Origin of the sequence: Nonomuraea sp. NPDC023979, assembly GCF_040639085.1 — a bacterium.
GTDB lineage: Bacteria > Actinomycetota > Actinomycetes > Streptosporangiales > Streptosporangiaceae > Nonomuraea > Nonomuraea ceibae.
The window spans coordinates 38212-64559 of record NZ_JBEZZG010000020.1; the positions used below are offsets into that span (position 1 = coordinate 38212).

Annotated in this window: 17 protein-coding genes; 8 read left to right on the forward strand and 9 right to left on the reverse strand. The window is 72.9% G+C overall.

Annotated features, from left to right (window positions below; all coding sequences use genetic code 11):
• Positions 1–16: 16 nt before the first annotated feature.
• Positions 17–2977: a LuxR C-terminal-related transcriptional regulator gene (locus AB0G11_RS29810; RefSeq protein WP_357589920.1), complete on the reverse strand. Its 2961-nt coding sequence runs from the start codon at positions 2975–2977 to the stop codon at positions 17–19.
• A 119-nt stretch (positions 2978–3096) separates the two neighbouring features.
• Between AB0G11_RS29810 and AB0G11_RS29815 the strand changes: the two genes are divergently transcribed.
• Positions 3097–4569, forward strand: a complete 1473-nt coding sequence (locus tag AB0G11_RS29815; RefSeq protein ID WP_357589922.1) for an ATP-binding protein — start codon at positions 3097–3099, stop codon at positions 4567–4569.
• A 15-nt stretch (positions 4570–4584) separates the two neighbouring features.
• On the opposite strand, the gene AB0G11_RS29820 is transcribed toward AB0G11_RS29815, so the two are convergent.
• A complete protein-coding gene (locus AB0G11_RS29820) occupies positions 4585–5208 on the reverse strand; it encodes a phosphotransferase (RefSeq protein ID WP_357589924.1) in 624 nt (207 codons plus the stop codon).
• A gap of 121 nt (positions 5209–5329) precedes the next feature.
• On the opposite strand from AB0G11_RS29820, the gene AB0G11_RS29825 reads away from it, so the two are divergent.
• The 3 genes from AB0G11_RS29825 to AB0G11_RS29835 all read left to right on the forward strand — a co-directional run bounded on the left by AB0G11_RS29825 (position 5330) and on the right by AB0G11_RS29835 (position 8983).
• Positions 5330–6988: an ABC transporter ATP-binding protein gene (locus tag AB0G11_RS29825; RefSeq protein WP_357589926.1), complete on the forward strand. Its 1659-nt coding sequence runs from the start codon at positions 5330–5332 to the stop codon at positions 6986–6988.
• A gap of 4 nt (positions 6989–6992) precedes the next feature.
• A complete protein-coding gene (locus AB0G11_RS29830) occupies positions 6993–8753 on the forward strand; it encodes an ABC transporter ATP-binding protein (RefSeq protein ID WP_357589928.1) in 1761 nt (586 codons plus the stop codon).
• A gap of 74 nt (positions 8754–8827) precedes the next feature.
• Positions 8828–8983: a hypothetical protein gene (locus AB0G11_RS29835; protein ID WP_219511524.1), complete on the forward strand. Its 156-nt coding sequence runs from the start codon at positions 8828–8830 to the stop codon at positions 8981–8983.
• 813 nt (positions 8984–9796) lie between these two features.
• On the opposite strand, the gene AB0G11_RS29840 is transcribed toward AB0G11_RS29835, so the two are convergent.
• From AB0G11_RS29840 to AB0G11_RS29850, 3 genes are all read right to left on the reverse strand, one after another.
• Complete coding sequence (locus AB0G11_RS29840; RefSeq protein WP_357589929.1) at positions 9797–13246, reverse strand: BTAD domain-containing putative transcriptional regulator; 3450 nt, start codon at positions 13244–13246, stop codon at positions 9797–9799.
• A 104-nt stretch (positions 13247–13350) separates the two neighbouring features.
• Complete coding sequence (locus AB0G11_RS29845; protein ID WP_357589930.1) at positions 13351–14727, reverse strand: alpha/beta fold hydrolase; 1377 nt, start codon at positions 14725–14727, stop codon at positions 13351–13353.
• 95 nt (positions 14728–14822) lie between these two features.
• The gene (locus tag AB0G11_RS29850; RefSeq protein WP_219504726.1) at positions 14823–16889 is read right to left on the reverse strand and encodes a S9 family peptidase; all 2067 of its coding nucleotides are present in this window, start codon (positions 16887–16889) and stop codon (positions 14823–14825) included.
• Positions 16890–16934: 45 nt separating this feature from the next.
• Here AB0G11_RS29850 and mshB point away from each other — a divergent pair, with 45 nt between their 5' ends.
• From mshB to AB0G11_RS29865, 3 genes are read left to right on the forward strand one after another with little or no spacing between them, the layout of a single operon-like run.
• Entirely contained in the window at positions 16935–17840 is a 906-nt protein-coding gene (gene mshB, locus AB0G11_RS29855) for an N-acetyl-1-D-myo-inositol-2-amino-2-deoxy-alpha-D-glucopyranoside deacetylase (RefSeq protein WP_357589932.1), read from the forward strand.
• Positions 17841–17849: 9 nt separating this feature from the next.
• Positions 17850–18260, forward strand: a complete 411-nt coding sequence (locus tag AB0G11_RS29860; protein WP_219504731.1) for a DUF6113 family protein — start codon at positions 17850–17852, stop codon at positions 18258–18260.
• 18 nt (positions 18261–18278) lie between these two features.
• Entirely contained in the window at positions 18279–18779 is a 501-nt protein-coding gene (locus AB0G11_RS29865) for a flavin reductase family protein (protein WP_357589934.1), read from the forward strand.
• Positions 18780–18825: 46 nt separating this feature from the next.
• Here AB0G11_RS29865 and AB0G11_RS29870 read toward each other — a convergent pair whose 3' ends face one another.
• Complete coding sequence (locus AB0G11_RS29870) at positions 18826–19746, reverse strand: hypothetical protein (protein ID WP_357589936.1); 921 nt, start codon at positions 19744–19746, stop codon at positions 18826–18828.
• A 75-nt stretch (positions 19747–19821) separates the two neighbouring features.
• On the opposite strand from AB0G11_RS29870, the gene AB0G11_RS29875 reads away from it, so the two are divergent.
• On the forward strand, positions 19822–20235 hold the full coding sequence (locus AB0G11_RS29875; RefSeq protein ID WP_219504737.1) for a hypothetical protein: 414 nt from the start codon (positions 19822–19824) through the stop codon (positions 20233–20235).
• Between the two features lie 5 nt (positions 20236–20240).
• Here AB0G11_RS29875 and AB0G11_RS29880 read toward each other — a convergent pair whose 3' ends face one another.
• From AB0G11_RS29880 to AB0G11_RS29890, 3 genes are all read right to left on the reverse strand, one after another.
• Positions 20241–22742 carry a penicillin acylase family protein gene (locus AB0G11_RS29880; RefSeq protein ID WP_357590031.1) on the reverse strand — a complete coding sequence of 834 codons (2502 nt, stop codon included), beginning with the start codon at positions 22740–22742 and terminating at the stop codon, positions 20241–20243.
• Positions 22743–23102: 360 nt separating this feature from the next.
• Complete coding sequence (gene cysS, locus AB0G11_RS29885) at positions 23103–24476, reverse strand: cysteine--tRNA ligase (RefSeq protein ID WP_357589938.1); 1374 nt, start codon at positions 24474–24476, stop codon at positions 23103–23105.
• Between the two features lie 9 nt (positions 24477–24485).
• A complete protein-coding gene (locus tag AB0G11_RS29890; RefSeq protein ID WP_357589940.1) occupies positions 24486–26327 on the reverse strand; it encodes a sigma factor-like helix-turn-helix DNA-binding protein in 1842 nt (613 codons plus the stop codon).
• Between the last annotated feature and the right edge of the window lie 21 nt (positions 26328–26348).

The window sequence follows — 26348 nt, forward strand, 5'->3', positions numbered from 1 at the left end:
GGGTGAATCGCCGGTGTCAGGAGAGGAGGCGCGACAGTTCGACGCGTGAGCGTACGCCGAGCTTGGCGAAGACGTTGCGGAGGTGGTGGTCGATCGTGCGCGGGCTGAGGAAGAGTTGCGCGGCGACCTCGCGGTTCGTGGCGCCTTCGGCCACCAGGCGGGCGATGCGCAACTGCTGTGCGGTGAGCAGCCGCTCGGGGCCGTCGGCCGGCGCGATGGGCACGACGGTCTCGCCCGACGCGCGCAGCTCGGTCCTGGCGCGCTCGCTCCACAGGCCCGCGCCGAGGCGCTGGAACGTCTCCAGGGCGCCGTGCAGGTGTTCTCTGGCGGCACCCGGCCGGCGTTCCCTGCGCAGCGCGACCCCGTACAGCAACTGCGTGCGCGCCGTCTCGAACGGGCACGCGTGCAGCTCCAGCGCCTCCCTGAACAGCTCGCCGGCCTCGCCGCCGGTGGCGAGCAGCGCCCGGCAGCGCGCCACGAGCGCGCGCCGGTCGGGGCTGCGCGTGCTGCCCGCCCAGCGGTCGAGCACCCGCAGCGCGGCCGAGGCACGCCTGCGGTCACCGGTACGGGCTGCCGCCTCGATGAAGTGCGGGCTGGCCATGACCCGGATGACGACATGATCGTTGCCGCGATGGCCGCGCAGCTTGGCCGCCGCCTCCGCCGGACGTCCAGTGGCCAGGTCGAGGTGGGCCAGCGCCCAGTTGCCGAGGCTGGTGGCGATGCCGAGACCATGGGATTCGGCCAGGTCCAGCGCGGCGTGGGCGCGTTCGCGGCAGCCTTGTGCGTCGCCCTGTACGGCGGCGGCGTGGGCCAGCCAGCCGAGGTGACGGGCGGCGGAGTTGAGCTGTCCCGACGCCTGCGCCAGCCGCAGCCCGTCGGCGGCGTGCGTGGCCACCGACGAGTAGCGGCCCAGCCAGAACTCCGCCTGGATCAGCGACTCCAGCAGCTGGGGCACCACGCTGACCGCGCCGCGTCGGCGTGCGGTGTCGATCGCGCGGGCCGACAGCTCGATGGCCGTGGCGTCCTCGCCGAGCAGCAGGCTCGCCACGCAGGCCCAGACGAGGGTGGTGGGGTTGCGTACGGCCGGGGCCAGCGCGACGACCCGCCACAGTGGCCCGGCCGCCGCCCGGTGCCTGCCGCTGAACGTCGCCGCGATCCCCTCCAGATACTCGAACATGAGCTGCGTGTCCTGGCAGTCGTCGCTGCGCCGCAGGAGTGCGGCTTGGTGGGCGATTGCGTGAAATGTACGGATATCGCCGGACATGTAGCTGGCTTCGGCGGCATGCAGGAGCGCCTTGACCGCGACCAGCCGGTCACGGTCCACGAGCCGGGCGGCGGCGGCCAGCAGCTTGGCGCTGGCGCTGTCGGCATGGCCACTGAGCAGCTCCAGCCGCCCGTACATGAGCTCAGCCTCGTCGGTGACCACCGGGCGGTGCAACCCGGCCAGCAGCGACCTGGCCCGGGGGAAGTCCCCGGACATCCACGCGTGCCGAGCCGCCGCTGCCAGCCATGCCGCCTTGCTCGCCTCGTCGCCGCCGAGCTGCGCGGCCCTCTCGTACGCGAGGGAGGGAGTGGGGTGACAGTGACCACCACCCGAGCCGCTTGGTCCGTTCGGCCCGCCCGGTCCCTGCGCCGCGTTGTCCGTGGTGGGCTCGTGGATTGTGCCCGGTGTGTGGCTTTGGCTTGGGGCGTAGATGGGTGGTGGGGCGGGGGCGTACGGGGTGGTGCGGGCGGCGGTGGAGGCGGCGGCGGCCAGGTCGGCGGCGAGTTCGTCCGGCGGGCCGTCGAGTGCGGCGGCGCGGTGCCAGGCGCCGGGCAGGCCGGTGAGCTGCCTCCCGAGCAGCCGGTGCACCTCGCGGCGGCGGGCCAGCGGGGCTTCGGCGTACGCGACGGCCCGCAGCGTCTCGTCGGCGAACACGTACCGGTCCCCGTCCGGCCGGATCACCCCCGCCCGCTCGGCCACCGCAAGCACGGCGAGTGGGTCCGTGGACCGAACGGGTGCCGCTTCGGCGGGAGGATCGTCGGCGCGCCGGGAGGGAGGCGCCGGGATGGCCACGGGATCGCCCGTCCGGACGGCTGACCAGTCGGTGGTTTGGCGCGCTCCCAGGGGCGCGGCCGTGGGGCGAGCGCAAGGCGGGTCCTCTGCGGCCTGGAGGAGGTCGCTGGTGGGGAGGCCGGGGGCGGCGGCCAGGAGGAGGAGCAGGGCGCGGGCCTCGTCCGGTAAGCCCGCGAGCCGTTCCGCGTGTGCCCGGTGGAGGCGGCCATCGGGCGGCAGGGTGTCGGGCGGCGGGGCGAGCCCGGCGAGTTGCGCGGCGGTCAGCGACTCGGCGAGTTCGCGCAGCCCCAGCGGGTTGCCGTGGGCGACCCGTACCAGACAGGCGCACAAGCCCTCCGAGGCCCGGCCGGACAGCAGGTCCCTGGCCAGCGCGTGGCTCGCGGTGTCGTCCAGCGGTCCGACGGCGAGGACCGGGACGTCGTCGGGCACCGGCGGGTCGCCCGGCGTACGGGCTGAGAGGAGGAGCGCGATCCGTTCGCCGGCCAGCCGCCTGGCCGCGAAGCAGACCGCCTCGCGGCTGGCCCGGTCGAGCAGGTGCACGTCGTCCACGCGCACCAGCACCGGCTGCTCGGCGGCGAGCTCGCGCAGGAACTCCAGCACCGCCACCGGCAGGGCCACCCCGCCTCCGGCCACCCCGGTGCGCAGGGCCCGCCCGAGCACCCCGGACCGCACCCGATCGGCGACCGGCCGCAGCAGCGCGTCCAGCCCGGACAGCGGCAGGTGGGCTTCCTGCCGCACCCCGCGCGCCCGCAGCACCGTGAACTCGTTCACCAGCGAGGCCGCCAGCTCCAGGACGGCGGTCTTGCCGATCCCCGGCGCCCCCAGCACCGCCAGCGCGCCCCCGTCACCGCCCCGTGCCCCGTCGAGCAGCCGCCGCACCGCTTCCTGTTCGGCGGCACGGCCATACAGCGTGGTGGACATGACCAGAGTGTTACTCGGGTGTGTCAAGCGATAAAGGGCCCCCTGTAAGGCAGGCGATTTCACCGATTCGCCCAGAAAGATATAGCACCAGCTATTATAGTTCCAGCTATGATAATCCTATGAGCCTCAAGAAGCCCAAGCGGCTGTACGGCCGGGACTTCGAGTGGGAGGAGCTGGCCGACTTCGTCGCGGCGCCGTCCCCTGGTGCCACCTTGGGCCTGGTCTACGGACGTCGCAGGCAAGGAAAGACGCTCATGCTCGAGCTGCTGGCGCGGGAGACGGGCGGCATGCTCTTCGGCGCCACCCAGCAGAGCGAGGCGCAGAACCTCGCCGACCTCGGCGCCGCCTACGCCGAACATCGCAACCTCAGGCAACCGGTCGTCTTCACGAACTGGCGTGAGGCGCTGGACGAGCTCCTTCGCCTCGGGGAAGAGCGGGCGGTGCCTGTGATCATCGACGAGTTCCCCTACCTCGTGTCCGCCACACCGGCCCTGCCCTCCTACCTCCAGCAGGCCCTGAGCCCGCTCGGTCATGCACGGGAGCGCACGTCCACCCGACTGATCCTGTGCGGCAGCGCTCTCACCACCATGGCCCAGCTGCTCGGCGGCGGAGCCCCGCTCCGGGGGCGTGCGGTGCTCGAACTGGTGGTGAAGCCTTTCGGGTTCCGCGACGCGAGCGCGTTCTGGGGGCTCCAACACGACCCGGAGCTGGCGTTCAGGGTGAACGCGCTCGTCGGCGGCACGCCCGCCTATCTGGAGATGTGCGCCGGATCGGGACCTGCCGACCTCGCCGGGTTCGACCAGTGGGTGGGGCGACGGCTGCTGAATCCCGCGTCGGCGATGTTCCGCGAGGGCGGGCTGGTGCTCCGTGAGGAGCCCTCCATCTCGGACCCCACCTCCTACGCCGCCACGCTGGCCGCCATCAGCGCCGGCAACCACCGCCGTGGTGAGATCGCGGCCGCGATGGGCCGGCCCGCCGCCGCCATCGCGCATCTGCTGTCCGGGTTGACCGACATCGGGCTGCTGGAACGGATCGATGACGCCCTGCGTGCCAAGCGCAGCGTGTTCCGGATCGCCGAGCCGGTCGTACGGTTGCACAACCTCATCACGCAACGACACGAGCCCCAGCTGGTCATCGGTCAGGCGGAGCGCGTCTGGCAGTCGAACGCCGACACCGTGGCAGCCAAGATCTACGGCCCCCATTTCGAGGACCTGGCCCGGGAATGGTGCTTCCGACACGCGTCGCAGGACACGCTCGGCGGCTTCGCGACGGCGGTGCGCCCCAGCGAGATCGCCTGCCCGCAGCATCGCCGTGGACACGAGCTGGACCTGGTCGTCAGCGAGACGAACTCGTTCGCGTCCGATCGCGTCATCGCCATCGGCGAGGCGAAGAGCACGCTCGCGCCCATGGACGTGCCCCAGCTTCAGCGGCTCGAGCACCTACGCGCCCTGCTCCCTGACGCGCGCGTCGACGGCCCGCCCAAGCTGCTGCTGTTCACGCGATCCGGTTTCAGCGGCGAACTGCTGCGCGCCGCCGAGGGCCGGCGCGATGTCGAGCTCGTGGACCTCGCCAGGATGTATTCAGGACATTGAGTCAGATACGCAGCGTCAGGCGAATGTCCAGGCGCTGGTGGTCTCGATGCGGTGGCGCCAGAGTTTCTCGCCCTCGCCGCCCGGTTCCCAGCGGGCGGTGAAGTCGAGCAGTGACCGGCAGCGGGCCAGCATGTACGCGTGCCGGTCGGGCCACGGCGGCACCGGTCCGCCGTAGGCGTCGAAGAAGTGACGCAGGTGCGGCACGTGCTCCGGATGATGCGATCGGACGATCCACTCACACCACGCCAGATCCTCCACCGGGCGGCCGGGATGCGCCCACTCCCAGTCGAGGATCGCCGCCGTCTCGAACGTCGCCGGATCGAACAGCATGTTCTGCGGCCCGTAGTCGCCGTGCACCAGGCCCAGCCGGTGCAGCCGCGCCAGCGTGCGCCCGCACTCCGCCAGCACCTCCGCCGCCCGGCCCTCGTCGAGCAGGTCCTGGCCGTGCGCACCCGGCACGAACTGCATGCTCAGGCTCGTCTCGGTGACGGAATGCAGGCGCGGCACCGGCAGCCGCCCGCGCAGCCGCCGCAGGAACCGGCTCTCCGTCCCGAGCCTGATCCGCGCGTCGGGACCCTGGTAACACTTGACGACCAGGGCGCCGTCTCCGACGGTGCTGTTGGTGTAGCCGTGCTCCACAGCCAACGATTCTGGCGCACTCCCGGGCGCGCGTCAGCCCTGGAAAAATGGATTGCTGGAGCGGCAACGACTTTGTCAACCTTGACAGGCTATGCGCTCCCTTCCCGAAGCCGATCCCGGCGTGCCCGACATCCGAAGCCCACTGCGCTACCTCTGGTGGAACGCCCGTCGCCAGGGCCGTCAGCTGCTGGCCGGCATCGGGTTCGCCACGCTGTGGTGGCTCGTGCAGTCGCTCGTGCCCGCCGTGCTCGGCAAGGGCATCGACGCCGTCACGGCCAAGGACACCCGCGCGCTGCTGACCTGGTCGGGAGTGCTGCTGGCGCTCGGGCTGGTGCAGGCGTTCAGCGGGATCATGCGGCACCGGTTCGCCGTCTACAACTGGCTGGCCGCCGCCTACCGCACCGTCCAGCTCACCACCCGGCAGGCGGCCAGGCTCGGCGCCACCCTGCCCAAGCGGCTGTCGACCGGCGAGGTGGTCAGCGTCGGCAACTCCGACATCGCGCACATCGGCAGCTCCATGGACATCCTGCTGCGCGGCACCGGCGCCGTCGTGGCGATCGTCACCGTGACGGTGATCCTCATCTCCACCTCGCTGCCGCTCGGCCTGCTCGTGCTGGTCGGCGTGCCCGTCATGGCGGGCGCCGTCGCGCCGCTGCTCAAGCCCCTGCACAAGCGGCAGCACCGGCAGCGCGACCTGACCGGCGACCTGTCCACCCGGGCGGCCGACATCGTGGCCGGGCTGCGGGTGCTGCGCGGCATCGGCGGCGAGCGGGTGTTCGCCGAGCGCTACCGCGAGGAGTCACAGCGGGCGCGCCACGCCGGCGTCTCCGTCGCGCGCGTCGAGTCGCTGCTCGAAGGCGCCCAGATCCTGCTGCCGGGCCTGCTCATCGCGCTCGTCACCGGCGTCGGCGCGTCCTTCGCGCTGTCCGGCCAGATCTCCGTCGGCCAGCTCGTCGCCTTCTACACCTACGCGGTGTTCCTCATCGGGCCGATGCGCACGCTCACCGAGGCGGCAGACAAGCTGACCAAGGGCCACGTCGCCGCCCGCCGCGTGGTCCGCATCCTGTCGATCGAACCCGAGGTGACCGGCGGCTCCGGCGCCAGCGCGGGCGGCGTGCTGCGCGACTCCTACAGCGGCGTCACCGTACAACCCGGCAGGCTGACCGCGCTGGCCGCGAGCAGCCCCGAGGACGCCGCCGCCATCGCCGACCGCCTCGGCCGCTACTCCGACGGCGACGTCACCTTCGGCCCCGCCGAGCTCGCCACGCTGCCCCTCGACGAGGTACGTGAGCGCATCCTGGTCGCCGACAACGGCGCCCGCCTGTTCACCGGCCCGCTGCGCGACGAGCTCGACGTACGCGGCGGCGCCTCCGCCGAACGCGTCCGCCAGGCCCTCCACGACGCCTGCGCCGAGGACATCGTCGAGGCGCTGCCCGACGGGCTCGACGCCGAGGTGGCCGAGGCCGGGCGCGAGTTCTCCGGCGGTCAGCAGCAGCGGCTCCGGCTCGCCCGCGCGCTGATTGCCGACCCGGAGGTGCTGATCCTCGTCGAGCCGACCAGCGCCGTCGACGCCCATAGCGAGGCCCGCATCGCCCAGCGTCTCGCCGACGCCCGCGCCGGCAAGACCACGCTCATCTGCACCACCAGCCCGCTCGTGCTCGACCGTACCGACCACGTCTTCTACGTCGAGGACGGTCGCGTACGAGCCGAAGGAGCCCACCGCGACCTGCTGGCCACCGCGCCCGCCTACGCCGCGACCGTCACCCGAGGGGAGGACTGACGAGATGGCCCGCGAGATCCTGCCCGTCGCCGATCAGAAACAGGTGCGCGCCTACGCGCGGCGGCTCACGCTGAAGTACCCGCGCCAGCTCGCCGGCGCGCTCGGCCTGCACGGGCTCGCCGCCGTCGCGGGCCTGGCCGTGCCGTGGCTGCTCGGCAATCTCGTACGTGACGTCGAGACGGGCGCCGAGGTCAACGCGTTCCTGGTCGCCGCCGGCATCGCCGGATTCCTGCTGCTGCAGGGGACGCTGGTGCGCTACGCCGTGCTCGCCTCGTCCAAGCTCGGCGAGAAGGTCCTGGCCGAGCTGCGCGAGGAGTTCGTCGACCAGGTGCTCGCGCTGCCGCTCTCCACGGTCGAGCGGGCCGGCGCCGGCGACCTGCTCACCCGTACGTCCCGCGACGTCGACTCCCTGTCCAGGACCGTACGGCACGCCGTGCCGGAGACGCTGATCGCCGTGGTCACGTTCACGATCACCATCGGCGCGCTGCTGCTCGTCGGGCCGCTGCTCATGCTGCCCATGCTGGTCGCGGCGCCGCTGCTCTACTTCAGCACCCGCTGGTACCTGAAGCGGGCCCGTGACGGCTACCTGCGGGAGAACGCCGCATATGCCGACATGACCGAAGGGCTGGCCGAAACCGTCGAGGGCGCCCGTGCCATCGAGGCCCTCGGCCTCCAGCAACGCCGCCGCGAACGCACCGACCGCGACATCAGCCGCTCCTTCGCCGCCGAACGCTACACGCTGCGCCTGCGCGTCATCTGGTTCCCCTCCGTCGAGCTCGGCTACGTCGTCCCCGTCGTGGCCGCGCTGCTGTGCGGCGGCCTCTTCTACAGCTCGGGCTGGGTCACGCTCGCCCAGGTCACCGCCGCCACCCTCTACGCCCAGCAGCTCATCGACCCGCTCGACCGGTTCCTCATGTGGATCGACGAGCTCCAGGTCGGCGGGGCCGCCATGGCGCGGCTGCTCGGCGTCGCCAACGTGCCCGACGACCGGCAGCCCAGCGACGCCCGCCCCACCGGCGAACTGCTGGAAGCCGACGACGTCCGCTACGCCTACCGGCCCGGCCGCGACGTGCTCCACGGCGTGTCGCTGACCGTGCGGCCCGGCGAACGGCTGGCGATGGTCGGCCCGTCCGGCGCCGGCAAGTCCACCCTCGGCCGGCTGCTCGCCGGCATCCACGGCCCCCGCACCGGCGCCGTCACCGTCGGCGGCGTGCCGCTCGTCGACCTGCCCCTGGACGACCTGCGCGGCCACGTCGCGCTCGTCACCCAGGAGCACCACGTCTTCAAGGGCACGCTGCGCGACAACCTGCTGATCGCCCGGCCCGAGGCCGACGACGACGCCGTACGCGACGCGCTCGCGGCCGTCGACGCGCTCGACTGGGTGCTCGCCCTGCCCGACGGCCTCGACACCGTCGTCGGCTCCGGCGGCCTCGACGTCTCCCCGGCCCACGCCCAGCAGCTCGCGCTGGCCCGCCTCGTGCTCGCCGACCCGCACACGCTCGTCCTGGACGAGGCCACCTCGCTCATCGACCCGCGCGCCGCCCGGCACCTCGAACGCTCCCTCGCGGCCGTCCTCGACGGCCGCACCGTCATCGCCATCGCCCACCGCCTCTACACCGCCCACGACGCCGACCGGGTCGCCGTCGTCGAGGACGGCCGCATCAGCGAGCTCGGCTCCCACGACGAGCTCGTCGCCGAAGGCGGCTCCTACGCGGCGCTGTGGCAGAGCTGGCACGGCACCCCGACCACCACCACCCGCTCCTGACCAGCGATAAAGCGAAACCAAAGCGGCCCTCGCTACCGTCGGCGCCGTCGATCCGACGAATGACGGGGGCAGACATGCGCAAGTGGCTAGTCATCCTGGGGATAGCGGCAACGGCCTTCACCGGGGTCACCGGCCCCGCCGGCATCACCGCCGACGGACCGGTCCCGGACCCGCCTCGCCTGTGCGAGACGAACCCGAAGATCGACTGCGACATCCCATGGACCATCTGACGGAAGGACGCGGCAGCCGCTGACCGGCGTGCGGCTCTGGAGCAGTCGCCACACGTGCGACACGGGAAACCAGGGCCGGTGCCACGCCGTACCAGCGGCTGCCACACCCGGCGCGCGGGGGACGCGCCCGGGGTGGCGGTGACGCGGGGCCGGGACCCCGGCCCCGCCCGCCACGCAACAGGGGATGAGCCTGCTGGCGACAGCGGCACGGTGGGGCACGTAGAGCTCCGCATTCCCCCGCGCCGGCCAGCGGCCACGCCGGCCGGTGGAGTGGGGCGCTCGCAAGACGCGCCCGCAGGGGGCTCCGGGGGGCACGCGGGGCAGGCGGCGAGTGCCCAGGGGGAGTCGCAGGGGGTGCGGCGGCCACCGGGGCGCGGGGCGAGTGCCGTGCCGAGGAGGCGTCGCAGGGGGTGCGGCGGGCACCAGGGCGGGGTGAGTGCCGAGGGCGCGTCGTAGGGGTGCGGCGGGCACCGGGGGCGAGCGCCCGCGCGTGCGCCGTACGGGGCGTGGAGGGGCGCTGGGCAGCGGTGGGTGCCGAGGGGGCGTCGCAGGGGCGGCGGGCACCGGGGGTGAGTGCCCGAGGGGGCGTCGCGAGGGGGGGGGGCGCGGTGGGGCACACCGTGGGCGGGGCCGCACGCCGCCTGGTGACGGGGAGCCGGGGCGGGGGACAGCGGGGCTCCGGTGGGCATGTGTGAGCTCCGGGGGGTGTGTGGGGCCGGGCGTGTGGGCCGGGTGTGTGGGGGCGGGGGTGCGCAGGCCAGGGCGTGCGGGCCAGGGCGTGTGGGCCGGGTGTGTGGGGTCTGGTGTGTGGGGTCAGTGGCTGCGGGACAAGGCTGCGGCGGCTTTGGCGCGTAAGGGCTCGGCGTGGATCTCGGCGAACAGCGCCTGTGCCCGCTCCAGCTCCAGCGTCGCGCCGGGGCGGCCGCTCTCCAGCAGGAGCGTGCCCAGGGCCAGGCGGGCGCGGCCCTGAATGAGCCGGTCGCCGACCTCGGCGGCGACGTCGAGGGCCTCGCGCAACGTGCGCTCGGCGTCCGCCGCCCGCCCCAGCTTCAGGTGCGCCTCCCCGAGCCCCTGCAGCACGTACGCCTCCCCGATGCGGTCATGCGCCTCACGGACGATCCTCCTCGCCTTCTCGTACGCCTCCAGCGCCGGCTCGGAACGGCCACGGCGCAGCGACAACTCCGCCAGCCGCATCAGCGCCTGCGCCTCGCCCCGCCGCACGCCCTCCTGGGTGTAGAAGGTCAGCGCCTCCCTGAGCAGCGGGTCGGCCTCGTCCAGCCGCCCGCATTCGCCGTGGATGAGGGCCATGTTCGACAGCACGTACGCCTCCGCCGCCCGGTCGCCGACGGCGCGCAGCAGGCGCCGGGCCTCGGTGTAGCGGTGCAGGGCGCCGTCGAGGTCACCGGCGGCCCGGTCCAGCAGCGCGGCGTTGCGCAGGGCCAGCGCCCGGCCGTGATCTTCGCCGATCTTCTCGAAGATGGCCAGCGCCGAGCCGACCAGGGGAGCGGCGTCTTCGTAGCGCTGCTGGAAGATGGCCAGCGAGCTGAGCGAGAACAGCATCGCGCCCTCCCCACGGGCGTTGCCCGCGGCGCGGCAGGCGGCGAGCGCGGTCTCGGAGACGGCCCGCCAGTCGTCGAAGTAGCCGTAGGTCTCGAACAGCGTCACCGCCGTCATGGCGAGGCTCCAGGCCAGCTCGGCCAGCCCGTGGTCGGCCGTCTGCCGCACGGCGCGGATCAGCACCGGCAGCTCGGAGTCGAGCCAGGCGAGCGGCTCGTCCCCGAACAGTCGTGACCCGTCGATCGGCGGCAGGTCCACCAGGCCGCGCAGGACGGTGAAGTGGCCGCTGTAGTGGCGCCGGTGCGCCTGCTCAACCAGGGCGAGCAGGGTCGCGCCCGCATGTTCGAGCACCGAGGTGCGGATCTCCCGGGGGTCCTCCGCGAACGCGTGCTCGGCGGCGAACATCCTGACCAGGTCGTGCCACACGTAGTGGTCGCCCCGCCGCCGCAGTAGCGCCGCGTCCACCAGCTCCTGGAACGCCCGTTCCAGCACCGTCGCGGCACCGGACGGTGAGGGTGACGGCGGGGTGAGGGTGCCCGAGATGACGGGATCGTCGCCCACGTCCCGCCTCGTGCTGTCCGTCCGTGCCGGTCCCGCCAGGGCGGTGGATGGGGAGTGGATGGGGCGGGGGAAGGCCGAGTGGGGTGCTGTGGTCAGCTCCCGGTGGAGGGTTCGGGTAGCGGGGGTGGAGATGAAGGCGTGGGCCAGCCAGGTGCTGATCTGCTGGCCGCTGATGAGGCCGAGGCGGCGGAACAGGGCCTGGGCCTGGGGCGAGAGGGCGCGGTAGCCGACGTCGAGGACGGCCTTGACGTCCAGGTCGCCGATCGTCATGACGAGGTCCTGGACGGCGGAGTGCGGCCAGGTGCCCAGGCTCGTGCCGGCGATCCGGAGGGCGAGAGGGTGGCCGCCGCACTGCTCGACCAGCAGGCGGATCGCCTCGGGGTCGGCTGCCGAGCCGCCGCCGATGTCCTGGGTGAGGAGCTCGGCCGCGTCCGGGCCGTCGAGCAGGCCCAGCCGGATCACCTGGCGCTCGGGCAGGCCGACGAGCGTGCGGCGGCTGGTCACCAGGACGGCACAGGACGCCCCGCCGGGCAGGAGCGGCTCGGTCTGCTGCATCGACTCGGCGTCGTCGAGCAGGACGAGCACCCGGCGTTCGGCCACCGTCGAGCGGAACAGGGCTGAGCGCTCCTCCAGGGTGCGGGGGACGGCGGGCAGGCCCAGGGCGCGCAGGAAGCGGGCCAGCGCGTCCTGTGGCCGCAGCGCGCCGGACTGGAGGTCCACGTAGAGCTGGCCGCCGGGGTAGGCGTCGGCGAGCCGGTGGGCCGCGTGCAGGGCGAGCTCCGACTTGCCGACCCCGGCCTTGCCCAGGACCGCCACCACGGGCAGCGTCGTCCCGTGCCGCTCGGTCAGCAGCTCCTCGATCCGGGCCAGCTCCGCTTCCCGGCCCGACAACCGCGACAGCACCGGAGGAAGCTGACGCGGCACCGGCCTCGGCGCCGGTGCCGGTCGTGACGCCGATCCGGGCGCCGGTGTGGGCCGGGACGTCGGCCCGGGCGATGGGGTGGCCGCCGTTGCCGCCCCGGCTGCGTCTGAGGCCGGCCCTGCCGATGGTCCCGCCGCCGCTCCCCGGGCGGGCGCTGCCGGGAAGGAGGCGCTGGGAGCGCCCCGCTCTTGAGAGGCGGGGCCGCCCCGCTCCTTATGGGAGGCGGGAGCGCCCCGCTCCCTCTGGGCGGCGGGGCTTCGGCCGCCCTGCTCCTGGGAGGAGGATGTGGGGCCGCCTCGCTCCCGCTGGGAGGACGAGGCGGGGCCGTCTCCGGATGTCTGGGAGGAGAACGGGCCGCCGTCCGGTCTTGCGGAGTAGGGCGCGGGGGACGGATCGTCCGGGGCGGTGGGCCGGCCACGGGGATGGTGGCCGTTCAGGGGGCGGCCGGTCGGCTCCTGGGGTGGGGTGTCGGTGCGGGGGGTCGGAGGGGTGGGGGAGGCGTGGTTGAGGATGGCGTGCTCGATGCGGCGTAGCTCCTCACCCGGTTCGAGGCCGAGGGTGTCGAGCAGGTAGGTGCGGTAGGAGCGGAACACCTCCAGGGCCTCGGCCTGGCGGCCCGCGCCGTAGAGGGCGAGCATGAGGTGGCCGTGGGGGCGTTCGCGCAGCGGCTGGGCCTGGGTGACGGCGCGGAGCTCCTCGATCAGCCGCAGGTGGTGGCCGAGCTCCAGCTCCAGCTCGACGCAGCGCTCGAAGGCGAGCAGGCGGCGCTCCTCCAGGCCGTGGGCGATGCTGCGCACCAGGTCGCTGTCGACGTCGGCCAGGGCGGGGGTGCGCCAGAGGGTGAGCGCCTCCCGCAGGGTGCGGGCGGCCTGGTCGCGGGGTTGCGACTGGGCCTGGGTGATGAGGTGTTCGAAGACGGTCAGGTCCAGGTCGGAGGGGGCGACGCGGATGAGGTAGCCCGACGGCTTGGTGATCACGGTCTGGTAGGGCTGAGCGGTGTCACCGAGGGTGCGGCGGAGCTGGGAGATCCGGATCTGCACCTGGTTGCGCGGGGTGCCGGGTGGGCACTCGCCCCAGATGGCCTCCACGAGCCGGCTGATCGGCACCACCTGGTTGGCCTCAAGGAGCAGCATCGCGAGCACGATGCGCTGTCTGCCCCCGCCGAGCTCAAGCTCTCCCGCGTCGCCCAGGACTTGCAGCGGTCCGAGAATCCTGAATCTCACGGGTCGGATCATGCCCTGGTGCTTTTGCACCAGGATTGTGGACGGGTTGCATTGGCGCAATTTCGTAATATTGCGCCGTTTGCGAAACTTGGCCGGGAGGGTCGTCAGCACGTCGTGCCCTGGGACGGGAGCCGCCCGTCGGTGAGGTAGCGGTCGATGTGGTCACGGGCGCAGGCGTTGGCGCCGTACAGGGTGTGGCCGGGACCGTCGTGGGCGATCGTGACGCTGCCCGGCACCTCGGCGAGGATGCGCGAGACGGCGTCGGACTCGCCCCACGCGCCGGCGCCCAGCAGCGGCGGGAGGCCCTTGGGGAGCGGGGCGGGCGGGTTGGTGACCGGGGCGGGCCAGCCGATGCAGGCCAGCGACCCGGCGGCGAGGGTGTTGGCGGCGCCGGCGGTGGGGGCGGCGCGGCGCACGCGGGTGACGGTGGCGTCGAGCTCCGCGCGGGAGGCGGGGCGCGGCCAGTCGGTGCACTCGGTCACGCCGGTGCTCTGGTCGGGATAGCGGGCGCCGCGCTCGGGGAGGAAGCCGGAGGCGTCACCGGCGTGGGCCCGGCGGACGGCCTTGGCCAGGGCGGGCCAGCCCGGCTCGCCCTGCCGGGCCCGCCCGATCGCGAAGGAGCGCAGGTCACGGCCGGTGTAGGCGACGCCGGCCGCAGCCCGGACCGGGGTGCGGTCGGCCCGCCTGACGAGGGAACGGAACTTGCCGGGGACGTCGCGGCAGTCGCCGGAGGCGGCGCACCAGGTGAAGAAGCGCCGCAGGTGCCGCTCGTTGTCGGCGGCCATGGCCGCCACCTCGGCGCCCCAGTCGGCGGTGCTGTGGTTGAGGGTGCCGTCGAGGACCATCGTGCGGACCTGGCCGGGGAACAGGCGGGCGTAGGCCTGGCCGTAGATGCCGGAATAGGAGGCGCCGTAGTAGTTGAGCCGGTCGCCGCCGAGCGCCTTGCGGATCGCCTCCATGTCGCGGGCGTGGTCGGCGGAGCTCATGTGGGCGAACAGCTCGGGGTCGTTGTGGCGGCACACCTCGGCCGCCCCGCGGTTGGTGTCGGACAGGCGGCCGAAGCCGGCGTCGTCACGCGGGAACTCGGGGATCGGCAGGCGGGTCCAGGTGCAGTCGAGGCCGGTGGCGAGGCCGCCGAACTGGCGGCCGTAGCCGCGGGTGTCCCAGGTGACGAGGTCCATGCGGGCGCGGAGCTTCGTCCACCACGAGGACAGGCTCTGCGTCAGGCCGATGCCGGGACCGCCGGGGCCGCCGTAGGAGATCAGGACCGAGCCCTCGGACCTGCCGGTGGCCTTGAGGCGGCCCAGTTTGAGCGTGATGCGGCGGCCGTCGGGCTTGCTCCAGTCGACGGGCACCTGGAGGTCGGCGCACTCCATGCCGATCTTGTCGCCGGGGCACGGGCTCCAAGCGAGCGAGGGGGCGGGGGACTGTTGCGGGGTGGGCAGGACCAGGGCCAGCGCCAGCAGGAGGGGCTTGAACATGACGTTCACGATCGCGGACGCGGCGCCCCCCGCACATCGGACCACGGTCTGGTTCTGGCGGGTGCCGAATCAGACCGTGGTCTGTCAGACCTGGGTCACAGGTGCAGCGCCTTCTTCAGGAAGTCGACCTGGAGCAGCATCATGTTCTCGGCCACGACCTCCTGCGGCGTCATGTGCGTGACGCCCGACAGCGGCAGCACGCTGTGCTGGCGCCCGGCCGCGAGCAGCGCCGACGACAGGCGCAGCGTGTGGGCCGCGACCACGTTGTCGTCGGCCAGGCCGTGGATGAGCAGCAACGGCCGTTCGAGCTTCGCCGCGTCACCGAAGAGCGAGGACTTGTCGTACACGTCCGGCTGCTCCGCCGGGTCCCCCAGGTAACGCTCGGTGTAGCAGGTGTCGTACAGCCGCCAGTCGGTCACCGGCGCCCCCGCCACGGCGGCGTGGAACACGTCGGGCCTGCGCAGCACCGCCAGCGCCGCCAGGAACCCGCCGAACGACCAGCCCCGGATCGCCACCTTCGTCAGGTCGAGGTCGTCGGGATACTGCTCGGCCACGCCCTGGAGGGCGTCGATCTGGTCGTCGAGCGCGGGCGTGGCCAGGTCGTTCAGCACCGCCCGCTCGAACGCCGGACCGCGGCCCGGCGTGCCCCGCCCGTCGGCCACCACCACGGCGAACCCCTGCTCGGCGAACCACTGGCTCTCCAGGTAGCCGCCGCGCCGGTTGAGGACGCGCTGCGCGTGCGGACCCCCGTACGGATCCATGAGGACGGGCAGCGCCCGCGAGCCGGGCTCGTGCCACGAGGGCAGCACCACGGCGGTGGACAGCTCGCGGCGGCCGGAACGGCCGAGCGAGACGCGCAGGTCGAGGCCGGGACGCTCGGCGTGGGAGGGGATCGGGATCGCCACGCCGTCGCGCCGGACGACGGTGGTGGCCACGCCCTCGGTGTCGAGGCTCTGCTCCGACAGCACGCCGACGCCGCCCGCCATCCGGCCGGAGAACACGCCGGAGCGGGTGGAGACGGGCAGCAGCGAGTGGCCGTCCCAGGTCCAGAGCTGGATCTCGGTGGGGTCGCCGCTCGCGCTGAACAGCACGCTGTCGTGGTCGACGTCGAGCACGGCGCGCACCTGGAGCGTGGGCGGGGTGACGGCGCGGTCGCCGACGAACAGCCGGTGACCGCCGTCGGCGGACGCGACCCAGACCAGCGTGCCGTCGTCGAGGTGGGCGGGCACGCCGGTGACGATGTCGACCCAGGCCGGGTCGGTGTCCTCGCGCACCAGCGTGGACGCGCCGGTCGCGGGGTCGACGGAGAGCAGGCGCATGGTCTTCTGGTCGCGCGACAGCGTCACGATCGACAGCGCGTGGGAGTCCCAGGAGGCGGTGGTCAGGTATTCGTGCTCGAACGGCACCGCGACCCGGGAGCCGTCGAGGCCCAGGACGAACAGCTCGGTGACGGCGTTGGGCGTGCCCGCGGCGGGGTAGCGCTGGACGGTCGCGGGCCGGTCGGGGTTGGCCGGGTCGGCGATGTACCAGGTCCGGACCGGCGCGTCGTCGGCCCGCTCGACCAGGAGCGCGTCGCTCGACGGCGACCACCAGTGGCCGCGCATCCGGTCCATCTCCTCGGCGGCGACGAACTCGGCCAGGCCGTAGGTGACGGTCGGCGACTCGGGCGTCGCCAGGACGCGGTCGGCGCCGGACGTCAGGTCGTGCACGTGGAAGGCGCCGCCGGTGACGTACGCGACATGCCGCCCGTCGGGCGAGATGCGGGGATCGATCACCAGGCCGGGCGTGTCGAGCCTGCGCGTGCTCCCGTCGGCCAGCTCGGTCACGTACAGCCCGCCGGCCAGCGCGAACGCCGCCCTGGTCACCGCGGAGTCGGTCGAGTAGGCGACGACGCCGCCGGCCTGCTCGCGGCTGCGCTCACGCCGGGCGCGCTCCTCGGCAGGCAGGTCGCCCTCGTCGGCGTCGAGCGTGCGCGGATCGACCACCAGCCGCTCGACGTGCGTCTCGGTGTCGAGCTCCCACAGGCAGGTCACCGGGTCGGTGCCGGACCTGGTCCGCAGGAACACGACCCTGCCGCCGTCAGGGGAGATCGTGAAGCCCCTGGGCACTCCGAGGGTGAAGCGGCGGGTCCTGGCGGCCAGGCGCGGGAAGCTCTCACTCATGGGCCCAATCCTGCCAGCAACCAGGCGCCCGTTACGCTTCGGACCATGATGGACCGACGTCTGCTGCTGGTGCACGCACACCCCGACGACGAGTCGATCGGCACCGGCGCGACCATGGCGCGTTACGCCGCCGAAGGCGCCCACGTCACGCTCGTGACCTGCACGCTGGGGGAGGAGGGCGAGGTCATCCCGGAGGAGCTCGCGCACCTGGCAGCCGACCGCGACGACGCGCTCGGGCCGCACCGCATCGGCGAGCTGGCGGCCGCCTGCGCCGCGCTCGGCGTCGAGGACCACCGCTTCCTCGGCGGGGCGGGCCGCTGGCGCGACTCCGGCATGATGGGCGTGGCCTCCAACGACCGTCCCACCGCGTTCTGGCAGGCCGACCTGGACGAGGCCGCCGGCGCCCTGGTCGAGGTGATCCGCGAGGTCAGGCCGCAGGTGCTGGTCACGTACGACGAAAACGGCCATTACGGGCATCCCGACCACATCCAGGCGCACCGGGTGTCGCGGCGGGCGTGGGAGCTGGCCGCCGACCCGGCGTTCGGCGCGGGCGAGCCGTGGCGGATCGCCAAGCTCTACTACACGGCCAGCGCCAGGTCCGTGATGCGCCGGAGCAACGAGGCGCTGCGGGAGGCCGGGTCCGGGTTCATCGTCGAGGACGTGGACGAGATGCCGTTCGGCAGCCCCGACGACGTGATCACCACCGAGATCGACGCGCGCCCCTGGATCGGCCACAAGGCCGCCGCCATGCGCGCCCACGCCACGCAGATCACGGTCAGGGAGCCGTGGTACGCGCTGTCCAACGACATCGGCCAGGAAGTGCTCGGCGTGGAGCACTTCGTGCTGGCCGAGGGCGTACGCGGACCCGCCGTGGCAGGTCCGCCGATCGAGGCCGGAGGGCTCGGCGAGCCGCACGTCCGCGAGAACGATCTGTTCGCCGGCATCCACTAACCTCTCGATATGGAGCAACGCAGCCAGGCCGAGTCGGCGCTGGGCGGAGCCGCCTACGGGATGCTCTTCGTCCTGGGCGTCGTCATGGGCGTGGTGGGCGGCTTCACCCATGCCCACGACGGCGTGCGCCAGCCTGTCACGGCGATCGCCTGGCTGGTCATCCTGTTCGGCGTCAGCCTGGGGGCGGGCAGGCTGATGGGGACCCGCCTGGGCTCCGCGGTGACCTCGGCGGGGTGGCTGCTGGTGTCGATGGCGTTCTCGTTCAAGCTTGGCGCGGGCGATCTGGTCATCTCGGGAAACACGCCCGGGTACGTGTATCTCTACGGGGGGATCGCGGCCGTGGTCGCGGCGTTCCTGCTGTCGCCCTCATCAGGGGGTTCGTGGTTGATGCACGGCCACCCGGAGAGCAGCCGGTCGTAGCGGCATAAAGTAACCTTCGTGCACCATGCGTCCATAGAGCGGCACGGAGATCGGCAAACGTACCGGAAAGTCGTCGGGCGTTTCGCCACCGGTGTGACGGTCGTCACGACCCGGCTCGGAGACGTCGACTACGCGATGACCGTCAACTCCTTCACGTCCGTGTCGCTGGAGCCGCTGCTGGTGCTCTTCTGCGCCGAGAAGGTCGCGCGCTTCCATGACGCGGTGCTGGAGGCGGGGGTGTGGGCGGTCTCGGTGCTGCCGGCCTCCATGGAGGACGCCTCGCGCTTCTTCGCCCATCGCGGGCGGCCGTTGAACGGGCAGCTCGCCCGGTGGGGGCACCACCGGGGGGAGACGGGGGTCGCGCTGTTCGACGCGGCGCTGGCGACGGTGGAGTGCCGGACCGACGCGGTGCACCCGGGCGGCGACCATTCGATCATCGTGGGGGCGGTGACAGCGCTGGGGATGCCGGGTGAGGGCGAGGCGCTGACGTACCACGAGGGGCGCTACAAGAAGCTCTGACGGTCCCACCGGCCCCCTGGAGATCGGGAGCCGGTGGGACGCCGCGTCACTGGACCGGGGGCTCAGGGACGGTCGGCTCGCCCGTCGGGAAGACGGTCGGCGGTGGCGGCTCGGTCGGGGTGTGACAGCCCGGCCCCGGGTCCGTCGGAAGGGTGGGCGGGGGGCCGGTCGGGGTCGGGGTCGGCAGAGGGCCGGTCGGGACGTCCGTCGGGACGTCCGTCGGATCAGGCGGAGGCGGCACGTCGGTGGGCTGGTCCGTCGGCGGGATCAGCGTGGATGTCGGCGTGGGAGTGATCGTCGGGGGCGGGGTGGAGGTCACCGTGGGCGGCATCGGGCCCGTCACCGTCGCCGTCGGCGTGACGGGCGGCACCGGGACCGGCTGACAGGTGATCGTCACCGTGGGGCCTGGCTCCGTGACGGTGACGGTCGGCCCCGGCTCGGTGACCGTGACCGTGACGGTGGCAGTCTCCGTGACCGTCTCCGTGGGGGTCTCCGGGGGCGGCGCCGACGCGGTGACGGTGGCCGTGGGCGTGGCCGTGACCGTCTTGGTGGGCCACGGCAGCGGCTTGACCTTGATCTTCGGCTTGCCGCGCAGCTTGTACGCGCCCTTGCCCACCTTCTTCTGGACCTGGCCCGCGCCGGTGGTCACGGCGAGCTCGGCCGTGGTGGTCCGGCACGACTTGCCCTTGCAGGCGCGCTGCTTGACGCTGAACCTGGCGGCGCCGCCGTACTTGATGGAGACGTCCAGGTAGGAGACGCCCTTCTTCTTGACGATCTTCGTCTTGGCGGTGTAGCGCCCGACCTCGGGTTTCGGGGTGGCGGTGCTGGGGAGCAACGCCAGTCGCGCGCCGGGAGGGGTTTCGATGAGGCGTAGGGGATCGGTGGTCGACGTCTGGGTGATCGCGATTCCGCCCGCACCGGCCAGTGCCGCGGTGCCCAGCAGAGCGCCCAGGATGGCTAATCTCATAATCCTGCTCTTGTGGGAGATTTCAGGACGCAGGCCATTATCCCGACCTGTCAAGATTGGTCAAGACTGAGACGTATGGACAGGCGCTATCGGTTCCGGCGCGTGGTGAACTATGTCAATCTCACCACGCCGCTCGGCCTGCTGATCGCCGCCGCGGGCGGGGCGCGCCGGCAGCCCGGACCCGACGGGCTCGTGCTCGCGTACGGCTACCGCTACCGGTTCCCCGTCGCGGGCGCGTTCACGGTCGGGAACGTGGTGCTGACCAGGCGCGACGCGCTCAGCGACCGGCTGGTGCGACACGAGGGCAGGCACGCCACCCAGTGGGCGTGGTGCGCGGGGCTGCCCATGCTGCCGCTCTACCTGCTGGCCATGCTGGTCTCGCTGGCCGTCTGCGGCGACCAGGCGTCCTACAACCCGTTCGAACGCCTGGCCGACCTCGACGACGGCGGCTACCCGCGCAACGCCGCGCGCTGGCGCAGGCGGGCGTAGCCGCGTCAGGGAGTCAGCTTGAGCGTGTGCGCCGCCGCCTTCTTGACCGACTCCGGCTTCGAGCGCATCGGCAGCAGCTCGCCCCTGGCCCAGACGGCGGCCTGGTCCCAGTAGTTGTCGTGGAAGGCGTGCCCCGAGGCCCCGGTGAGGTTGATCCACTGCGACTTGTCCAGGTCGGACAGGTCGAGGACCATCCGCATCGACGGCACCGAGGTGATCGCGTAGTCCTCCAGGACGTTCCAGCCGGTGGCGTTGACCGCGTCCTTGTTGCCCGCGACCGCCAGCGGCCCCCGGTTGAACAGGGACTCGATCGGGCCGATCCCGGACGTGCCGAGCGTCTGGTGGGTGAGCGTGAGCCGGTGCAGGTCGCCCCAGCGCCACGCCTTGACGTCGTCGCCGAGCAGCTCGGTGAGCTCCCGGTAGGCGGAGGCGAGCGCCTGACGCAGGATGTCGTCGCGCTCCTCGACGCGCTCCTCGGTGGTGACGTCGTCCCAGAACGGGTCGCCGGGGGAGTTCAGCAGTTGCCCGACCACCTCGTACCAGCGGTCGCCGCCGCTCGGCCTGGCCGCCTCCGGCAGCTCGTCGTGGAAGGTCAGCCTGAGCAGGTGCCGCCAGACCGCGTTGAAGTACGCCGCCGGGGCCGAGTCGAGCCCCTGGGCGCCGTCCCAGCCGTCGAGGAGCTGCCTGGCCTGGGCGCTCGGCCCCGCCAGGCTCACCTCCATCAGCGCAGGGACGAGCGTCGCGGCCAGCCCGTTGTGGTCGTCCTGCTGGATGCGCGACATGGCGGCGGCGTCCAGCTTGCCCTTGCCGATCTCCTCCTTGAGCCGGTCGAGGATGCGCTGGGAGCGGAACCCGTACGACCAGTCCTTGGTCAGCAGCGGCGCGTAGCGGGATGGGTCGATGACGGCGTTGTTGGCGGTGACGATGTAGCCCTCGGCGGGGTTGCGCACCGACGGGAGCTGGTCGTACGGGATCGGCGCGGTCTTCCAGTCGTACTCGCCGGTCCAGCCGGGCACGGGCACGGTGCCGTCGCCGTTCTCGCGCACGGGGATGCGGCCGGGGGCCTGGTAGCCGATGGTGCCGCTGGTGTCGGCGTAGACCAGGTTCTGCGCCGGGACGTCGAAAAGCGCGGCCGCCGCCCGGAACTCGTTCCAGTCGCCCGCCTCGTTCAGCGCGAAGATCGCGTCGGCGGTCCTGCCGGGGGTCAGCGCCGTCCACGACAGGGCGACGGCGTTGGCCTCGCCGCTCGGCTTGACGGCGCCCATCACCTCGTTGACCAGCGGCCCGTGCCGGGTGGCGCGCACGGTGATGGTCACCGGCCGCCCGCCCGCGACCTCGATCTTCTCCTGGCGGACCTCCAGCGGGACCCGCTCGCCCCGGTAGAGGTAGGTGTCGCCGTCGACCTTCTCCAGGAACAGGTCGGCCACGTCCGGCCCCAGGTTGGTGAACCCCCAGGCGATCTTGTCCGTGTGCCCGATGACCACGCCGGGGACGCCGGAGAAGGAGAACCCGGTCACGTCGTAGGAGCACGCGTCGCTGAGCTCGCGGCAGTGCAGCCCGGTCTGGTACCAGACGGAGGGCATCTGGGCCGACAGGTGCGGGTCGTTGGCCAGCAGCGGCTTGCCGCTGACGGTGTGGTCGCCGGAGACGACCCACGAGTTCGAGCCGATCCCGTCGCGCTCGGCGGTGCTCATCGTGCTCGGCACCGCCTTCAGCGCCTGCGCGGCCTGGGCGAGCACCCGGGCGCCGGTGCGCTCCTCGCGCGGCGGCCGGGGGTCGGCCCGCTGGTCGTAGACCTCCTTGACGACCGCGCCCACGGTGACGATCGGGTCGTGCCTGTCGTACGGGTAGCCGGGGTAGAGCTGCTCGACCCGCTCGGGCGGCAGCTTGGTGAGGGCGAGCGCGCGGTCGATCTCGTCCTCGAGGTTGGAGCGCAGGTCCCACGCCATGGCCTTGAGCCAGGAGACGGAGTCGAGCGGCGTCCACGGCTCGGGGGTGTAGCCGCCGTTCTGGACCTTCAGCACGGAGTACTCGAGGCTGCGGTCGGAGGCGTTGGGGTTGGCCGCGAGCCAGGCGTTCACGCCCTTGGCGTAGGCGTCGAGGTAGCGCTTGGTGCGCTCGGTGAGCTCGGTCAGCTCCTGCTCGGCGACCCGGCGCCAGCCCATGGTCCTGATGGCCTTGTCGTTGTCGAGCGTCGCCGTGCCGAACAGCTCGGACAGCCGCCCGGCGGTCACGTGCCGCCGGAAGTCCATCTCCCAGAACCGGTCCTGCGCGTGCACGAAGCCCTGGGCCATGAACAGGTCCTCGGAGTTGCCGGCGTAGATGTGCGGGATTCCGTTTTTATCGCGATAAATCTCTACATTTCCGGTTAACCCCGGCAACCGGAGCGTGCCTTCCACCTGCGGGAACGACTGGCGTACCGTGTGGACGAGCACCCCCGCCAGCACCAGCGCCAGTGCCAGCAGAACGGTCAAGATCCGCGCGGACCAGCGCAGTGGCCACGGCATCCACGCGTACGGCCTGAACCTCACGAATACCTCCATCCATCCCGCGCTGGACTAAGTCTGGCAGCCCCCGCTCACTCCTTCCGCCGCCCGTCACGGGGGGTTTCCGAGCCTGTACCGCGTGACATGACGCAACCCCGATGCAACCCACGATCTGCGTATCGTGCGCATGGCGCGTACCGTCCACCACCGCATCAGGACGGCGCCACGCGGGCGGACGGTCCCTGCCATGCCGTCCGCCCGACCTCTCGATAGGTGCTGTTTCCGCGCAGCGATCAGCCGCCCCGCCGCACTGCGTACGGCGGGGCGGCTGGGCAGCGGATCAGGCGGACCAGGCGGGTCAGGCGGCTCAGGCGGCCGGGCTCAGCCCCAGCTCTGGCCGTCCGGGGTGTCCGACACCCTGACCCCCAGCTCGGCCAGCTCGTCGCGCAGCCGGTCGGCCGCCGCCCAGTCGCGCGCCTCGCGCGCCCGCGAGCGCTGCTCCAGCAGCTCGGCCGCGCCCCCAGGCAGCGCCGCCGGGGCCCTGCCGATCTGCGTCGACAGGTCCAGCGCCAGCACCTGGTCCAGGTGCAGGAACGACTCGAACTTGGCCCCGGGAGCCACCTCGGGGTCGCGCTCCAGCTCGCGCATCAGCCGCAGCGCCGACGGCGTGTCGAGGTCGTCGTCGAAGGCCGCCTCGACCCGCTGCACGTAGTGCGCGGCCATGGGCGAGCTGGGCGACTCCGACCACTCGGCCACCCGGGTCCGCCAGCGGCGCAGCGTGCGGTCGGCGGCCCGCAGGGTGTCCCAGGTGAGGTTCATCTGCTGGCGGTAGCGGTGCTCCAGGAACGCCAGCCGCACCGCCAGCGGGTCGAGCCCGGCCTCGGTCACGTCGGACAGCAGCACCACGTTGCCGCTCGACTTGGCCATCTTGCGCCCGTCGAACAGCAGGTGCTCGCCGTGCACCCAGTGCTTGACCACCTCGTGCCCGGTCGCCGCGCCGGACTGGGCGCGCTCGTCCTCGTGATGCGGGAAGCGCAGGTCGATGCCGCCGGTGTGGAGGTCGACGCGCTCGCCGAGGAACCGCAGCGACATGGCCGAGCACTCCAGGTGCCAGCCGGGGAACCCGGCCCCCCAGGGCGCCTCCCACGACAGGTCGCCCTCGGCGGGCTTCCACAGCGCCCAGTCGGCGTGGAAGCGCTTGCGCGGGTCGACGGCCTCGATGCGGTGGGCGGGCTGCAGATCCTCCAGCCGGTTGCCCGAGATCTCCCCGTAGGTGGGGAAGGTCCGTACGTCGAAGAACACCGATCCGTCCGGGACCGTGTACGCGTGTCCCCGCTCGATCAGCTTGGCCACCAGCTCGACCATCGGCTCGATCGTCTCGGAGGCGCGCGGCGTGTGCTCCGGCGGGCGCAGGTTGAGCGCCAGCGTGTCGCGGCGGAACTCCTCCTCGTACGCGCGCGCCAGCTCGGCGGGGGAGCGCCCCTCGGCCCGCGCCTGCATGCGGACCTTGTCCTCACCGGTGTCGGCGGCGCTGTCGTCCGTCACGTGGCCGACGTCGGTGATGTTCTGGCAGACGACCATGCGCACCCGCTGCCGCTCCAGCACCCGCCTGATCAGGTCGGACAGCAGGTAGGAGCGCAGGTTGCCGACGTGGGCCGACCGGTAGACGGTCGGCCCGCAGGTGTACATGCGCAGGGCGCGGGATCGCTCGATCTCCTCGACCTGCCTGGCACGCGTGTCGTAGATCCGCAGCATCCCCCGATGCTAGCCGCCCAGGTAGCCGAGGATGTCGCGGTCGCCGCGCTCCCGCAGCCTGGCGAGCACCTCCTCGCGTGTCGCCGTCTCCGGCAGGCCGATGCGCGCGCCGATCAGGCGCAGCCCCTCGGCCTCGGAGCTGACGGGCGCGGTGTAGCCGATCAGGTAGAGGGCCCGGTTCAGCGGCGGCATCGCGGTGGCCGCCGCCGGCAGGTGACGGGTCAGCAGCTCGCCGCCGTCGGAGACGGTCAGGAAGACGTGGTCGCCCTCGCTCGCCTTGAAGTCGGCCAGCACGTTGCGGATCGACCCCATCGTCGGCTGGTTGTGCCAGCTGATCACCACGTCGCCGGTCGCCGTGGACGCGGTGAGCTGCCCGCCGGGCGCCATCCCCAGGTAGGCGGCGAACCCGGTCGGCAGCGGCGACCCCGAGCCGCGCAGGTGCTCGGCGTTCACGTCCACCCGGTGCCACCAGCGGCCGTCGCGGCTGCGGAAGCTGCGCCGCGTCTCGGAGACGTCCTTGCGCGGCTGGTACGGCTCCGACTCCCCGGTGGGCGAGGTGCCCGCGACGCGGATCCAGCCGCGCTGGGTCCGCTCGAACCCCGGGCCGCCCGAGTAGGCGCGCACCGAGCTCTCGCTGACGTCGTAGCGGGAGGTGAGGTTGGTGACGATCGTGCTGACCGACGCCTCGCCGCCGGCCCGCTCGATCTCCCGGGCGATCATCTCCCGGATGCCCAGGTACTCGTCGCCGCCCCAGCGGGTCAGGCCGTACTTGTTCCTGTCGACGCGGCGGAAGCGCTCGTCGGCGGTGAGCTGGTTGCGGATGCCGACCAGGCTGTAGTCCTCGCCGATGCGCTCCTGGATCTCCTCAGGCGTCAGCGGGCGCCCGGCCACGGCCAGCACCGCCTCGGCCTTCTCGTTGATGCTGCGCGGCCACGGCACCACGTGCTGGTCGAGCACGCGCAGTTGCGGCACGGCGAGGATCCAGCGCTCGGCCACGTCCTCGCGGACGCCGAGCTGGGTGACCATGGCTACGGCCTCGCCCAGCGGGTGCGGGCCGTCGGCGAACAGCTGCCTGGTCTTCTCGCGCAGCTCGTCGGCGCCGCCCGCGACCAGCCACCCGTCGGCCTGCTCGTATCCGGTCAGCAGCGTGCGCACGAACCGCCAGGCGGGGATGCCCAGCGTGCGCAGGTCGCCGCGGTGCCACGGCACGGCGGCGGCCAGGTCGTCGGCGGGCACGGCCGAGCCGAGCCGGCCGCGCAGCCAGGCGACGTGGGCGACCAGCGCGGCGGCGTCCGGCCCGGCCAGCCAGGCTTCGACGTGGTCGCGCAGGTCGCGTTCGATCTGCCGGATCCGTTCCCTGGTGACCGAGAAGCGCTGCGCCAGCTCGTCCAGCGTGGCCCGGTCGGCCGCGTACAGCCGGTCGCGCGCGATCGCCCGCTGGCGGTCGTCCAGCGCGCCGAACAGGGCGTCGATCAGCTCGGGCAGCGGCTTGTCCTGGCGGGCCGGCACGGGCGCGACGGCGGCGGGTTCGAGCAGCCGGTCGAAGACGCCCCCGTACAGCTTCTGCACCACGTCCTTGCCGAGCATCTCCGGGGTCCGCTCGGCCTCGGCCGGGTCGGAGAAGCGCAGCAGGGGAAGGATGTCGCCCAGGAGCAGGTGTCCCCAGAAGGCCACGGACAGGTCGGCGAGCCGGGACGCGACGGCCTGCGTGCCGGCGATGGCGCACACGCGGTCGAGCGGGATCGCCTGCCACCACGCCTCGGGCAGCTGGGGCTCTTCCGCGATCGGCGCGATCTGGCCAGGGGAGGTCCAGCGCAGGGGTGGCGCGAGGTCACTCAGGCTGAGGTTCATTGGGGTCCAACCGGCAAAGGG

What these genes read in the sequence shown, in the direction of transcription:
- AB0G11_RS29810 (WP_357589920.1), bottom strand. Translation starts at nt 2,977, where the DNA reads ATGTCCACCACGCTGTATGGCCGTGCCGCCGAACAGGAAGCGGTGCGG.
- AB0G11_RS29815 (WP_357589922.1), top strand. Translation starts at nt 3,097, where the DNA reads ATGAGCCTCAAGAAGCCCAAGCGGCTGTACGGCCGGGACTTCGAGTGG.
- AB0G11_RS29830 (WP_357589928.1), top strand. Translation starts at nt 6,993, where the DNA reads ATGGCCCGCGAGATCCTGCCCGTCGCCGATCAGAAACAGGTGCGCGCC.
- AB0G11_RS29835 (WP_219511524.1), top strand. Translation starts at nt 8,828, where the DNA reads ATGCGCAAGTGGCTAGTCATCCTGGGGATAGCGGCAACGGCCTTCACC.
- AB0G11_RS29845 (WP_357589930.1), bottom strand. Translation starts at nt 14,727, where the DNA reads ATGTTCAAGCCCCTCCTGCTGGCGCTGGCCCTGGTCCTGCCCACCCCG.
- AB0G11_RS29850 (WP_219504726.1), bottom strand. Translation starts at nt 16,889, where the DNA reads ATGAGTGAGAGCTTCCCGCGCCTGGCCGCCAGGACCCGCCGCTTCACC.
- mshB (WP_357589932.1), top strand. Translation starts at nt 16,935, where the DNA reads ATGATGGACCGACGTCTGCTGCTGGTGCACGCACACCCCGACGACGAG.
- AB0G11_RS29860 (WP_219504731.1), top strand. Translation starts at nt 17,850, where the DNA reads ATGGAGCAACGCAGCCAGGCCGAGTCGGCGCTGGGCGGAGCCGCCTAC.
- AB0G11_RS29870 (WP_357589936.1), bottom strand. Translation starts at nt 19,746, where the DNA reads ATGAGATTAGCCATCCTGGGCGCTCTGCTGGGCACCGCGGCACTGGCC.
- AB0G11_RS29875 (WP_219504737.1), top strand. Translation starts at nt 19,822, where the DNA reads ATGGACAGGCGCTATCGGTTCCGGCGCGTGGTGAACTATGTCAATCTC.
- AB0G11_RS29880 (WP_357590031.1), bottom strand. Translation starts at nt 22,742, where the DNA reads ATGCCGTGGCCACTGCGCTGGTCCGCGCGGATCTTGACCGTTCTGCTG.
- cysS (WP_357589938.1), bottom strand. Translation starts at nt 24,476, where the DNA reads ATGCTGCGGATCTACGACACGCGTGCCAGGCAGGTCGAGGAGATCGAG.
- AB0G11_RS29890 (WP_357589940.1), bottom strand. Translation starts at nt 26,327, where the DNA reads ATGAACCTCAGCCTGAGTGACCTCGCGCCACCCCTGCGCTGGACCTCC.